10 protein-coding genes are annotated in these 12,263 nt (G+C 69.0%); 8 read left to right on the plus strand and 2 right to left on the minus strand.

The features are described 5' to 3' along the window. The first annotated feature begins 408 nt into the window (after positions 1-408). The 6 genes from FAF44_RS09070 to FAF44_RS09095 all read left to right on the plus strand — a co-directional run bounded on the left by FAF44_RS09070 (position 409) and on the right by FAF44_RS09095 (position 8,896). Positions 409-2,235, plus strand: coding sequence for a glycoside hydrolase family 127 protein (locus FAF44_RS09070; protein ID WP_237102590.1), 1,827 nt, complete (start codon positions 409-411; stop codon positions 2,233-2,235). Positions 2,236-2,321: 86 nt separating this feature from the next. Next, a complete protein-coding gene (locus tag FAF44_RS09075; protein WP_237102591.1) occupies positions 2,322-3,596 on the plus strand; it encodes a sugar ABC transporter substrate-binding protein in 1,275 nt (424 codons plus the stop codon). 76 nt (positions 3,597-3,672) lie between these two features. Beyond that, entirely contained in the window at positions 3,673-4,629 is a 957-nt protein-coding gene (locus FAF44_RS09080; RefSeq protein WP_237102592.1) for a carbohydrate ABC transporter permease, read from the plus strand. Next, the gene (locus FAF44_RS09085) at positions 4,626-5,480 is read left to right on the plus strand and encodes a carbohydrate ABC transporter permease (RefSeq protein ID WP_237102593.1); all 855 of its coding nucleotides are present in this window, start codon (positions 4,626-4,628) and stop codon (positions 5,478-5,480) included. Before FAF44_RS09080 ends, FAF44_RS09085 begins: the two co-directional genes overlap by 4 nt. Before the next feature lie 19 nt (positions 5,481-5,499). Then, positions 5,500-7,965, plus strand: coding sequence for a glycoside hydrolase family 2 protein (locus tag FAF44_RS09090; protein WP_237102594.1), 2,466 nt, complete (start codon positions 5,500-5,502; stop codon positions 7,963-7,965). Positions 7,966-8,086: 121 nt separating this feature from the next. Continuing rightward, on the plus strand, positions 8,087-8,896 hold the full coding sequence (locus FAF44_RS09095) for an endonuclease/exonuclease/phosphatase family protein (protein WP_237102595.1): 810 nt from the start codon (positions 8,087-8,089) through the stop codon (positions 8,894-8,896). Here FAF44_RS09095 and FAF44_RS09100 read toward each other — a convergent pair. Then, a complete protein-coding gene (locus FAF44_RS09100; protein WP_237102596.1) occupies positions 8,883-9,389 on the minus strand; it encodes an NUDIX hydrolase in 507 nt (168 codons plus the stop codon). The genes FAF44_RS09095 and FAF44_RS09100 overlap by 14 nt on opposite strands. Before the next feature lie 115 nt (positions 9,390-9,504). Between FAF44_RS09100 and FAF44_RS09105 the strand changes: the two genes are divergently transcribed. Beyond that, a complete protein-coding gene (locus FAF44_RS09105) occupies positions 9,505-10,242 on the plus strand; it encodes a polyprenol monophosphomannose synthase (RefSeq protein ID WP_237102597.1) in 738 nt (245 codons plus the stop codon). 185 nt (positions 10,243-10,427) lie between these two features. On the opposite strand, the gene FAF44_RS09110 is transcribed toward FAF44_RS09105, so the two are convergent. Beyond that, positions 10,428-11,594 (minus strand): hypothetical protein, encoded by a 1,167-nt coding sequence (locus FAF44_RS09110; protein WP_237102598.1) that lies wholly within the window; start codon positions 11,592-11,594, stop codon positions 10,428-10,430. Positions 11,595-11,891: 297 nt separating this feature from the next. Between FAF44_RS09110 and FAF44_RS09115 the strand changes: the two genes are divergently transcribed. Then, the gene (locus FAF44_RS09115) at positions 11,892-12,221 is read left to right on the plus strand and encodes a hypothetical protein (protein ID WP_237102599.1); all 330 of its coding nucleotides are present in this window, start codon (positions 11,892-11,894) and stop codon (positions 12,219-12,221) included. Positions 12,222-12,263 lie beyond the last annotated feature (42 nt).

A 12,263-nucleotide genomic window follows, 5' to 3' on the forward strand; every position in this document is an offset into this window, starting at 1 on the left:
CCGCTGAGGAAAATTTTCCTACACGCTACATCAGCGAGAGCTGACGCCGATAGGCGGCCGGGGCCATCGCGGGCCACCAGCTCTTCATGGCGACGTTCTGAGCTTGGTTTTCGTGCTGCCCGGCGGGCAGGGGTCTTGACCGGTTCAGCGACACAGTCCTATGTTGACGGACGGGAAAACGTTTCATTCCTGTTTCCTGACGTGGCCATGCCGCCCTCACTCCCCCGTCCACCTGCGATCGATCCCGATGTCACCCGCGCAGCGGTGGGACGGCGTCTTCAGCGACCCTGCCGACCGCTCCGCGATCTCCACGAGAGGCAACAGCAGAACGTGCACATTCAAGACGCGCCGCCCCGAACCCGGATCATGGGCCCAGCCGTACCGCGAAGGCCGGCGCGACTTGCACCGATGCCGCTGGACGCGGCGCGGCTGGACCCCGCCTCCCTGCTCGGCGGCTGGCAGGAGCTCAACGCCGCGGCCACCATTGCGCACTGCGTCGACAACGTGGAGCGGACCGCCGCCATCGACAACTTCCGGCGCCTGGCCACGGCCGGCCCGGACGGCCCGCAGGGCACGTTCAGGGGCCCCTGGTTCGCCGACTCCGACCTGTACAAGACGCTGGAGGCCATCGGCTGGGAAGCCGGGCGCAGCGGCACCGACCGGTGGGCCGACCTGCTGTCGGAAGTGGCGGACCTGTTCGAACAGGTGCAGACCCCGGACGGCTACCTCAACACCTACGTCCAGGGCACCCCGGGCAGGGAGCCGTTCGCCGACCCCGAGTGGACCCATGAGCTCTACTGCGCGGGCCACCTCATGCAGGCGGCCGTGGCGCTGCATCGCGGCGGCGGCGACGGGCGTTTCCTCGCGGTCGCCCGGCGCGTGGCCGACCAGATCGTGCGCGAGTTCGGGGCGGACGGCCGGCCGGTCGTCGACGGCCATCCCGAGGTGGAGACGGCCCTGGTCGAGCTCTACCGCGAGACCGGCGACGAGTCCTACCTGCGCGCCGCCGAGCTGCAGGTCGAACGCCGCGGGCATCGCTCGCTGCACGTCGGCCGCTTCGGTTCGCAGTATTACCAGGACCACCTGCCGGTACGGGAGGCGACCGAGGCCATCGGACACTCGGTGCGGCAGCTCTATCAGGCCGCCGGGGTCACGGACGTCTACCTGGAGAACGGCGACGAGACACTGCTGGAGGCGATGGAGCGGCTGTGGGACAGCGCCTTCGGCACCAAGATGTACATCATCGGCGGGCACGGCTCGCGGCACCGCGACGAATCCTACGGCGACCCGTACGAGCTGCCCCCGGACCGCGCCTACGCCGAGACCTGCGCGTCCATCGCGGCCCTGCAGTGGTGCTGGCGGATGCTGCTGGCGACGGGCAGGGCCCGCTACGCCGAGGAGATGGAGCGCGCGCTGCTGAACGCGATCGCCGCCTCCATGGACGACACCGGCACCGCCTTCTTCTACTCCAATCCCCTCCAGTTGCGCACCGGCCACGACGGCTCGCACGAGGACGCGCCGAGCGAGCGCCTGCCCTGGTACAACTGCGCCTGTTGCCCGCCGAACCTGGCCCGCCTGCTGGCCTCGATGAACGGCTACGCGGCCACGTCCGGCCCAGAGGGGGTGCACCTGCACCTGCTCACGGCGGGCACGTTCACCGGGGAGAGGCTGACCGCCGTCGTCGAGACCGGCTACCCCTGGGACGGCGACGTGCTGGTGACCGTCAGCGGCGGCGGCGAACTGGCCGTCCGGGTACCGGCCTGGGCCACCGGCGCCACCGTCGCGGTGAGCGGGGGGCGCGTGCTCGCCGGCCCCGTCCCCGGCGACTACCTGCGCGTGGCGTGCGAGGACGGCGCCACGGTGCGCCTGACGCTGCCGATGACGCCGCGCCTGGTGCGCGCCGACGAGCGCGTCGATGCCGTGCGCGGCTGCGTGACCGTCATGCGCGGGCCGCTGGTGTACTGCGTCGAGCAGGCCGACCTGCCCGAGGACGTCCTGGTCGAGCAGCTCCGCCTCGACCCCTCGTCCCCTGTCGTCGAGGAGCGCACGCCAGGCGACGTCACACCCGTCCGGCTGCGCCTGTCCGGCACGATCCAGCCGCCGGAGGCGGAACTGTACCGCCCGTACGGCCCGGCTCCCGCGGCCCGTACGCCGATCACCTTCACCGCCATCCCGTACCACGCCTGGGCCAACCGCGGCCCTGGAGCCATGCGCGTGTGGATCCCGACCGCCTGACCGGCTTCCTCCCACCCCCCGCCGGGCCGCCCGGAGGCGGCCCGGCTCACCGCCCGCACGCGGCGCGGGCAGAAAGCGAAGTCACCATGAGAACTACGAGGCTCGCGGCCGTGGTGGCCGCTCTCGCGATCGCCGTCTCGGCCTGTGGGGGTGGCGACGGAGGTCAGACGTCGGCCGCGAGCGACAAGCCGACCGGCACCGCCACCTTGTGGGTGCGCGACAGCGCCAAGGGCTTCATCAGTCTCCTCACCGACCAGTACAACAAGACGCACGAGGGCAAGGTGACGGTCACGATCGTGCCGTCCGGCAGCTTCGTGCAGAAGTTCGGCACCGCGGCGGCCTCCGGGGCGGGACCGGACATCACCTCGATCGACCTGGTGTACGCGCCGTACTTCGCGTCCAAGGGCGTGTTCGAGGACCTCACCCCCGTGCTGAACTCGCTGACCTGGAAGGACGGGCTCAGCCAGGCGCACAGGAAGCTCGCGGTCTACGACGGCAAGACCTACGCCCTGCCGTTCACCGCCGAGGCGTCGGTCACCTTCTACAACAAGGACCTGTTCAAGAAGGCCGGCCTCGACCCCGACAAGCCGCCCGCGAACTACGCCGAGATGCTGACGGCGGCGCGGGCGATCCGCAAGCTCGGCAGCGACTACTACGGCTTCACCATGGCCGGCCAGTGCGGCGGCTGCAACATCTTCGAGTTCGCCCCGCACGTGTGGGCCAGCGGCGGGAAGATCCTGTCCGACGACGGCAAGTCCGCGCTGTTCGACAGCACCGAGGTCACCGACGCCCTGAGCTTCTACCGCCAGATGTGGACCGAAGGGCTCATGCCTCCCTCGGCGAAGACCGACGGCGGCAGCGTGCAGCCGCAGTCCTTCCAGAGCGGCAAGGTCGGCATGGTGAACCTGGGCGCCTTCTTCGTGCAGACGCTGGTGGCGGACAAGAAGTTCGACTTCGGGGCCACGCCGATCGTGGGCAAGGAGGGCGGCACCGCCTCGTTCGCGGGCGGCGACCAGATCGCGGTCACCAAGAGCGCCAAGAACAAGGCCGTGGCCTACGACTTCATCAAGTGGGCCACCAGCGAGGAGGCGCAGACCATCCTGGCGAAGAACTCCATCGTCCCGATCCGCACCGACCTCATCGACAAGATCTACGCGCCGCTCGACCCGCGCTACAAGGTGCTCGGCGAGGCGATGTCCACCGGGCAGACCCCGTACAGCGTGGTCGAGAACGCGATCATCAACGACAACAACGGCCCCTGGGCCAAGATGATCAACCAGGCGGTGTTCGGCGCCGGCGACATCAAGGCGGCGCAGGCCGCGGCGAAGCAGGCCGCCCAGCAGATCATCGACCAGGGCTGAGGACCGATGCCCGCCGCGGCGCCCGGCGTCGCGGCGGCGCGCACCACATCGGCCGAGCCGGCCGAAGGAGGGCTGCATGACCGAGACCGCTATCCCGAACGTGACGCCGAGCAGGCCGGGCACCGCCGTACCGGCGCGGCCACGCGGGCCCCGGCTCACCACCGGACGGCGCCGCCAGTTGCTGGGGATGGCCATGGTGGCACCCGCCCTGGCCGTCGTCACCGTGTTCTTCCTCGTCCCGCTCGTCATGACGTTCTGGATGTCGTTGCACGAGTGGCCACTGCTGGGCGAGCACCAGTTCGTCGGGCTCGCCAACTACATCAAGGCGCTGGACGACTCCGAGTGGCTGAACGCCATCCGCTTCACCCTCGAATACACCGCGCTGATCACCCCGATCCTGTTCGCCGCGGGCCTCGCGCTGGCCTTCCTCGTGCACCGCGAGAGCCGGGCGGCGCGGATCTTCCAGTCCGTCTTCTTCCTGCCCGTGGTGATCGGCTTCGCGGCGGCCGCGTACCTGTGGCTCTACCTCGCCCAGCCCGGCCTGGGCCCGCTGTCGGACCTGGCCGTACGATCCGGGCTCGGCAGCCGCGACACCAACTGGTTCGCCACCGCCACCAGCGGCCTGCTCATCGTCACCGCGATGGTGGTGTGGAAGGTCGCCGGCATGCAGATGCTCCTGCTGCTGTCGGGCCTGCAGTCGATCCCGGGCGAGCTGACCGAGGCGGCGCGCATCGACGGCGCCGGCCGGTGGAAGGTGTTCCGGCACGTCACGCTGCCGCTGCTGCGGCCGACCCTGGCGCTGGTGCTGGTCTTCTCCGTGGCCGGCTCCCTGCTGGCCTTCGACCAGTTCTACATCATGACCAACGGCGGGCCGTCCAACGGCACGATCACCGCCGTCTACCAGATCTACCGCACGTCCTTCATCAACTTCGAGCTCGGCTACGGCGCCGCGCTGTCGGCCATGCTCATGGTCGTGCTGGCCGCGGTCAGCGCCCTGCAGATGCTCCTACTGCGCAACTCGGACCACTCATGAACCTCATCGCCGACGTCCGCCGGACGCTCCCGCGCGCCGCCTGGTGGGCCGCCTGCCTGTGCGTCTCCGTCGTCACCCTCTATCCGCTGTACACGATGCTGTCGCAGTCGCTGAAGACGCCCGCCGAGGCGACGGAGAACCCGCCCACGCTCTACCCGCACGGGCTCTCGCCGGAGAACTACACGGCTCTCGGGAACACGGGACAGGTCGGCGTCTGGCAGCACGTCGGCAACAGCCTCGTGGTGGCCGCGGGCGCGACCCTGCTGACCGTGGTGCTGGCCACCCTGGCCGGCTACGGCTTCGCCAAGCTGCGCTTTCGCGGCAGCGGGGTGCTGTTCTTCGTCATCCTGGCCACCTTCATGATCCCGTTCCAGGCGATCATCACGCCGCTGTTCTCGATCCTGCACGGCATGGGGCTGAGCAACACGCTGCTCGGCCTCGCCCTCGTCTACACGACGTTCCAGCTCCCGTTCGGCATCTTCCTGATGCGCAACAGCTTCGCGGCGCTGCCGCCGAGCATCGAGGAGGCCGCTCTCACGGATGGCTGCGGGCTCGTCGGCGCGATGGCCCGCGTCCTGCTGCCGGTCGCGATCCCCGGCGTGATCAGCACCGCGCTGTTCACGTTCTTCGCCTCCTGGAACGAGTTCTTCGCGGCGCTGATCCTCGTCACCGACGAGGCCAAGTTCACCCTGCCCGTGACGCTGACCGTGCTCGCCTCCAACCAGCTCGGCACCCTCAACTGGGGCCTCACACAGGCCGGCGTCGCCGTCACCGCCATCCCGTGCATCGTGCTGTACCTGCTGCTGCAGCGGTACTATGTCACCGGCCTCGTCGCCGGCGCCGTCAAATGACGCCCCACCCGGAGCACACATGACCACCGCGCGTGTCACCCGCACCCCTCTCGCCGCCGGATGGACAGCCGAGGCGGGCGCGGCCGGCCGCATTCCTCCGCACGTACGGGCGTACGGCCCGATCCCCGCCACCGTCCCGGGAACCGTGCACACCGACCTGCTCGCAGCCGGCCTCATCGACGACCCCTACCTCGACGACAACGAGCGCACCCAAGGCTGGATCGGCGCAGCCGACTGGACCTACCGGCGCGAGCTGAGGTGGGAACCCGACGGCAGTGAACGCCAGGAACTCCTCTTCCACGGCATCGACACCGTCTCGGTCATCCGGCTCAACGGCGCCGTCCTCGGCACCACCCGGAACATGCACCGCAGCCACCGCTTCGACGTCACCGGCCTGCTCAACGACGGCGCCAACGATCTGGCCGTCGAGTTCACCTCCGCGATCAGGGCGGCCGACGCCGCCGGCGTCGAACTCGGCTACCGCCCCCACACCAACCACCACCCCTACAACGCGATCAGGAAGATGGCCTGCGCCTTCGGCTGGGACTGGGGCATCGACACCTCGACCTGCGGCCTCTGGCGGCCCGTCGTCCTGGAGACCTGGTCCGTGGCGGCGATCTCCGAGCTGCGGGCGGCCGGCGTCGTACGCGCGGGGATCCCGACGGCCGTCGTCGACGTGACGATCAGGCGCACCGACGACCGAGACCTGGCCCTGCACGTCACGGTCGCCGGCCGCAGCACCGTCCACTCCCTTGCCGGCGACCAGAGCCACGCCACCATCGAGATCGCCGCTCCGGACGCCGCACTGTGGTGGCCGCGCGGACACGGCCAAGCGGCGCTGCACGACCTGCGCGTCGAACTGCTGCACGCCGGAACCGTCCTCGACGGGCAGAGCCGGCGCATCGGATTCCGCACCGTCGAACTGCACACCGAACCGGACGAGAACGGCACCCCCTTCCGCATCGCGATCAACGGCCAGAACGTGCTCATCCGCGGCGCCAACTGGATCCCCGACGACGCCTTCCCCCACCGGGTGGACCGCCCGCGATACGCCCGAAGACTCGACCAGGCCGAATTCGCCGGCATCAACCTGCTCCGCGTCTGGGGCGGCGGCATCTACGAACTGGACGACTTCTACGCCGAGTGCGACGCACGCGGCATCCTGACCTGGCAGGACTTCCTCTTCGCGTGCGCCGCCTACGCCGAGGAGGAGCCCCTGTGGTCGGAGATCGAGGCCGAGGCGCGCGAAGCCGTGACCCGTCTCGGCTCACACCCGTCCCTGGTGCTCCTCAACGGCAACAACGAGAACCTCTGGGGGCACCAGGAGTGGGGCTGGACCTCCGGGCTCGACGGGCAGACCTGGGGAGAGCGCTACTACTACGACCTCCTCCCGGGGATCGTGAACGAGCTCGCCCCGCACGTCGCCTACACGCCCGGCAGCCCGTACAACCCCGCGCGCGGCGACCGGCAGAACGACCCGGCTCACGGAACCGTTCACATCTGGGACGTGTGGAACGAGAAGGACTACCAGCACTACCGGGACTACCGCCCCCGATTCGTGTCGGAGTTCGGCTGGCAGGGCCCACCGACCTGGTCGACGCTCACCCAGTCGATCTCGGACGACCCGCTCACGCCCGAGTCGCCGGGAATGCTCGTCCATCAGAAAGCCGCACGGGGCAACACGAAACTGACCAACGGTCTCCTGCGCCATCTCCCGCTTCCGCGCGACATGCGCGACTGGCACTGGGCCATGTCGCTGAACCAGGCCGTCGCCGTCCGTACCGGCATCGAGTGGTTCCGCTCGCTCACCCCCCTGTGCACGGGCACGATCGTGTGGCAGCTCAACGACTGCTGGCCTGTCACCTCATGGGCGGCGGTGGACGGCTACGGCCGCCGCAAACCGATGCTCTTCGCCCTGCGGCACGCGCACGCCGAACGACTGCTCACCATGCAGCCGGACGACGGCGATCTGACGGTGACCGCCGTCAACGACACCGCGCGGCCGTGGTCCGGCACCCTCACCCTCGACCGGCGCCGCTACGACGGAACCGTCCTGACCAGCGAGAGAACCCCGCTCGAGATACCGCCTCGCGGCAGCGCCACCCACGTCGCGAGCCCGGCCCTGGCGACGCCCGGGGACGCCGCGGGCGAACTGCTCGTCGCCACGTTCTCCGGCGCCCGCGCACACTGGTTCTTCACCGAGTACCGGGAATCCGGCCTGGAAGCGCCGAAGGCGCAGGTCACCGCGGCGCGAACACCCGACGGCTGGGCGGTGACGATCCTCGCCGCGAATCTGCTGCGGGACGTCGTGCTGTTCGCCGACCTGCTGGATCCGGAGGCGGTCGTCGAGGACGGCCTCGTCACACTCCTGCCCGGCGAGACCGTCACCATCCGCGTCCGGGGCGCCGTGGACGCCGGCCCGGGTGACTTCGCGGGTGCGCCCGTGTTGCGCAGCGCCAACGACCTGCTGGTCACCGAGTCGTAGCGGGGTGAGCCCGCGGGCAGGAGTGCGGCAAGCCGGTGTTCGCGCCACCGCCCGAGGACATCGTTCCACCGCCGGACACCCCCCAACGGGTCGAACCCTGCGGTGATCTAGGTTTGTGACTGTGCGGATCATCTCCCTGAACGCCTGGGGCGGCGCCATGTTCGACGACCTCGCGCCCTGGCTCGACACGTGTGACGCCGACATCCTGTGCCTGCAGGAGGTGACGCGCACTCCGGATCTCGGCGGCTGGACCCGGTTCGACGACGCGCACCGGTCGCTGCCGCAACGCGCGAACCTGCTGGCCGACGTCCGCTCGCGGCTGCCCCGCCATCACGACCTGTTCGCCGTCAGCGACACCGGACCGGTCCGCGACCACGAGCGACGCGTCCACCACCAGGACTTCGGCGTGGCCACTTTCGTCGCCGAGACGCTTCCTGTCGTCGGACTGCGGACGGCGTTCGTGCACGGCGGCTACGCCGAACACCACGACGACTGGCCGAGCCAGAACCGGCCCAGAACCGCGCTGGCGGTACGCGTCCTCGACCGCCGGGCGGACCGGTTCGTCACCGTCGTCAACCTGCACGGCCTGCGGGACGCGAGTGGCAAGGCCGACACCCCGGCCCGCCACGCACAGGCCGAGCGGCTCGCCGAACTCATCACCGGGGTCCGCGAACAGGGCGACCTGACGGTGGTCTGCGGCGACCTCAACCTGCTGCCCGGCAGTCACACCTTCCGGATCCTGGCCGGGCTCGGCCTGACCGACCTGGTCGGGGACGCCGACACCAGGACCTCCCACTACGCCAAGCCCGTCCGGCACGCCAGCTACCTGCTCGTCTCCGACCCCGCCGCCGTGGAACGGTTCGAGATCATGACCGCGCCCGAGGTGTCCGACCACCGCGCCCTGATGGTGCAGACCGTCACCGCGCCGTAGCCGGAGCTGAGCGGCCGAGATATCGGCGCAGGGCTTCTCGCCCGCCCGGAACGAAGGGCCCTCGATCGACCACCTTCCGCAGTTCGAGCTCCGTGAGCCAGGCATACCACGCGATCTCGGACGGATCTGCAGCCAATGGCTCGGCGATCAAAGCCTCGTGCACCCCGAACCAGACAGGGCTGATCCCCTCCTGGCACAGGAACGTGAACAGAAAGCGGACCGGGACGCCGGCGCCCAACTCCTCAACGAGTTCGCGGGCCGCCGCGTCCTCATACGATTCGCCTACGCCCACGGCGCCGCCGACCAGCACGTCGTAGTGGCCGGGAAAGCGCACATGCCCCTCGGCTCGGCGCAGCACGAGGATCCGCCCCGTCGGATCGCGGCAGATCGTCGTCGCGATCCGATGCATCCACCGCCGACGCACCGCCTCCGCGCGCTCCACGACTTCCAGCACGCGGTCCTGTTCATCCACCCGCTCGATCAGCTCACCCACGCAGCACACGGTCGCAGACGCCACTGACAACCTGGTTCCGACGGCTGGCACCTTTCCGGGCGCTCGCCTGGTTGGCCGCGATCATCGTCCAGCCTGGGGCGCTACAGTGGCGGGAATGCCGACGAGCCAGGAACGCCCCCCGACGGTCATCGTGGTGATCCCGACCTACAACGAGGCCGGCAACCTGCCGGTGATCGCCGAGCAGCTCCTGGCGTTGCCGCTCGACGGGCTGCGGCTGCTCGTGGTGGACGACAACTCCCCCGACGGCACCGGCAAGATCGCCGACGGGCTGGCGGCCGGCCATCCCGGCAGGGTCGAGGTCGTGCACCGGCCGGGGCGCCAGGGCCTCGGCCGCGCCTACGTCGACGGGCTGAGCACCGCGCTGGCCCACGGCGCCGACTACGTGGTCCAGATGGACGCCGACCTGTCCCACCCGGTCGACGCCGTACCCCGGCTGCTCGGCACGGCCGAGGCCACCGGGGCGGCGTGCGTGATCGGCAGCCGTTACGTCCCCGGCGGGACGCTCGCGGCCGAATGGAGCCGGCACCGGCGGGCGCTGTCGGCGTGGGCGGGCCTCTACGTACGGACGATCCTGCGGATGCGGCTGCGCGACGTCACGGCCGGCTTCAAGATCTGGCGCGCCGCCCGCCTGGCCGAGCTCGACCTGGCCGGCGTCTCCTCCGGCGGCTACAGCTTCCAGGTCGAGATGCACTACCGGGCGACCAAAGCCGGGATGACGATCGTGGAGATCCCCATCCACTTCTCCGACCGCCACGCCGGAGCCTCCAAGATGGGCCTGCGGGTGCAACTCGAATCCGCCCTGATGCCCTGGCGCCTCCTGTTCAAACGCTGATTCCCGCACCTCCACCGGCAACGTCCGTACGTGTCCCCTGCCTCCTGGCATCCGGCGTTCCGCCGCGCCGGGCGTCAGGCTGTAAGTTCATTGACGCACGGATCCACCGGCGCTCGCCCGGATGGAGGTCGACGGCATCGGCGTTGTGGACGGGGCTGCTCTCCGCGTCACGAATGCATCAAGGGTCAAATTCCGGGATTTCTGAATTGCTGGATTGCCAGGCGAATACGTTTCAAGATCCCGATCTGCCGTCGTGCGATTCGTCGCTGCCGTTCCTTGGCGGCCTGTTCGATCGCCCGTATGTCCAGCAGTCGTTCCACGCGAGCGGAAACGAGTTCGGCGATCTCGGTGGCGCCGGCCGTCCGCTCGGTGCGGTGTTTCGTGCGTACCTCCCAGGCTGCCTCGCCGGCCCAGGTGAGCAGAGACAGCGCCGCACCGGTGAGGAGGCCGGCCCAGTAGAGGGAACGCTCGGCCGCCTTCTGAGCGGGCATGGAGGTGAAGGTGCCGAACTGAGAGGATACGGCGCTCGTGCCGGTCGAATCGTAGGCGGATTCCGGTGTCAGGTTGATCGGCTTCGCTGCCGCCCGCCAGTAGAGGCCCGGGCCCTTATAGTCCGCCGAGGTCACCTCGGGCTTGATGTTGGTGACGTCCTCGTCCGTGAGATGAACGTTCCAACTGGCTGAGATCGCGGCCACAGCGTCACGCTGCCCCACCACGCTGAAACCGGGTAGATGCACGCTGAGGGCCGGCCCGTTCCGGGCGAACAGCGGAGTACGCAGCGTGCCGGTGATCCAGAACCAGCGGTCTGTTCCGCACGTCTCGCCGGCCAAGAGGGTGGTGAAGGAGGTGGCTCCAGGCTTTTCGACGCTTGGACTCTCCGTCTCCGTCACCTTGGCCGTCCCGCCCGACAAAGTAATTGTCTGGGTACGAAGGTCGTGCAGGTAGATGGTCGTCGGCGTGCATGGGGAAGTGCTTCCCGGCTGGGCCGGGACTTCCGCCTGGAACTCCATGCGGAAATAGGAGGGGTTTTCTTCGGTCATGTAGAAGGTGATTGCGATGTTCTTGGGGACGCTGCCCAGGTTGAGGTGAACCCCTCCTGAGTCGGGAACGCTGGGGAATGTGGTGATCGCGTTCTCGTACTCCCGCGTCCCGAACAGCATCATGATCAACGCGAGCAAGGACAGGGACACCGGTAACCGCCATGGCCCGGTGAACAACCGGGCCACCTTGTTCCTCAGCTCGTTGGGCTGCGGGTCCTCGGCGTCCGGCCCGTCATCGGGCGGTCCCGAGCGATCAGAGACGGTGTGAGGCACATCAATACCATCCCCCCAGAAGTCGTGATCTGTTCTCATCGAGTGATGTCTCTCAGGGAGAATGCGCCGCTGCTGCTCAGCTCGCTGTGTCGGCGCCTCCGGTCAACGATGCGTACGCCGGCATCACCGCTGGTCATGGGCCGGGCTCTCACCTCACAGCGAGAGGGGGCACCGCTCCCTGTTCTTGATCGACTGGCTTGGACAACCGACGATCATCGGCTTGGTATGACGCGGACGGAGTCGGCGCGAGTGACAGGCCGGCCTGCTCCTGAACCAGAGCGCTGGTCCAGCGCCCTCAACTCAAGAACTGTTGCTTACCCACAAGGAGGCTCCCCCATGGCCAATGCCCGCCTGCTCCGATACCGCACCACCACCAGTCCAGCCCCGCTCCAAGCCGGCAGCCCCGACAAACCCGCCGCCAACACCATCAACATCAACGTCTCCAGCCCCGTCGGCCAAAATATCTACTGCACCAAAATTGACATCGCCCTTCCGGTCAGCGAACCGGAAGACGGCGGCGCCTACTTCACCGAAAACCCCCAAGTATCGACCGACAACGAAAAATGGAGCACTGCCTCTGTCCAGATCAAATCTGGACAGGAACTCGGACTGGAGTTGCCCCGGTTCGATAGACACATCAGGGCTTGCGACTACGCGGCAGCATAGTCGAGGTCTTGGGCGTTCTTGAGCGTGTGTCGACGTTCGTAT

The organism is Nonomuraea sp. MG754425, from assembly GCF_021699195.1.
Lineage (GTDB): Bacteria > Actinomycetota > Actinomycetes > Streptosporangiales > Streptosporangiaceae > Nonomuraea.

Excerpts from the sequence above, each read along its gene's own strand:
- FAF44_RS09070 (WP_237102590.1), top strand. The coding sequence starts at position 409 with ATGCCGCTGGACGCGGCGCGGCTGGACCCCGCCTCCCTGCTCGGCGGC.
- FAF44_RS09075 (WP_237102591.1), top strand. The coding sequence starts at position 2,322 with ATGAGAACTACGAGGCTCGCGGCCGTGGTGGCCGCTCTCGCGATCGCC.
- FAF44_RS09080 (WP_237102592.1), top strand. The coding sequence starts at position 3,673 with ATGACCGAGACCGCTATCCCGAACGTGACGCCGAGCAGGCCGGGCACC.
- FAF44_RS09085 (WP_237102593.1), top strand. The coding sequence starts at position 4,626 with ATGAACCTCATCGCCGACGTCCGCCGGACGCTCCCGCGCGCCGCCTGG.
- FAF44_RS09090 (WP_237102594.1), top strand. The coding sequence starts at position 5,500 with ATGACCACCGCGCGTGTCACCCGCACCCCTCTCGCCGCCGGATGGACA.
- FAF44_RS09105 (WP_237102597.1), top strand. The coding sequence starts at position 9,505 with ATGCCGACGAGCCAGGAACGCCCCCCGACGGTCATCGTGGTGATCCCG.
- FAF44_RS09110 (WP_237102598.1), bottom strand. The coding sequence starts at position 11,594 with ATGAGAACAGATCACGACTTCTGGGGGGATGGTATTGATGTGCCTCAC.
- FAF44_RS09115 (WP_237102599.1), top strand. The coding sequence starts at position 11,892 with ATGGCCAATGCCCGCCTGCTCCGATACCGCACCACCACCAGTCCAGCC.